Consider the following 869-nt stretch of genomic DNA (forward strand, 5'->3'; position numbering starts at 1 on the left):
GGCGTACCAGTACGAGCAACGTGGCTATCTGTTCGCCGACCTGAGCACCGACCGTGGCCAATGGCGCCAGACGCTGCTGGCCGACGGCAGCGACCTGCAACTGGAAGGCAGCTCTGCGGTGAACCTGCACCTGGACGCCAGCCAGCGCCGCGTGCAACTGCTGCATGGTGAGATTCTGGTAACAGTGGCCAAGGACACCCAGCGCCCGTTTTATGTCGACACCCCGCAGGGCAGCATTCGCGCCCTGGGCACGCGTTTTATCGTCGAACTCAGCGACACCGCCACCGTGGTCAAGATGCTCGAATCCTCGACCCGCATCGACAGTGCCGGGCATACGATTACCCTCGGCCCCGGCGAGCAGGTGCGCCTGGATGCAAGCGGGCCCGGCACGCCGAAAAGCGTTGATGTGCAAGCGCAGCAGCAAGCCTGGACGGCCCACCAGTTGCTGGCCAACGACGAGCCGCTGGCGGATGTACTTGAGCGCCTGGCGCGGCATCGCCCGGGTGTGCTGATGTTCGATCGCCAGGCGCTGCAAGGCATTCGGGTGACGGTGATGCTGCCGACGGACGACAGCGACCGCGCATTGCGCCTGCTCACACGCACCCTGCCGATTGAAGTCAGCACCTACACCCCGTGGCTCACACGTGTGCGCCTGAAATCCCCCGCCGGATAATTCTTACGCACCGTTGCGTGTTTTCGGTTTTGCCGCGTCCTTTCCTTGGCCAACATCCAAAGGAGCACCGATAACATGTCTTCAACCCCCACACGCGGCGGCCTGTTGCTGGCCAGTCGACTGTTGCTTGGCTGCCTGCCCCTGGCGGTGCCGGGCCTGGCCTACGCGCAGCAGCAGGTACAGGCGTTCGACATCG

1 protein-coding gene is annotated in these 869 nt (G+C 64.3%); it reads left to right on the forward strand.

From position 1 onward, the window contains the following. On the forward strand, positions 1-673 hold a 673-nt coding region (locus HX846_RS38570), incomplete at its 5' end, for a FecR family protein (protein ID WP_178967621.1). Positions 674-869: the final 196 nt, after the last annotated feature.

The organism is Pseudomonas sp. K5002 (assembly GCF_013386655.1).
In the GTDB taxonomy this organism is placed as follows: Bacteria; Pseudomonadota; Gammaproteobacteria; order Pseudomonadales; family Pseudomonadaceae; genus Aquipseudomonas.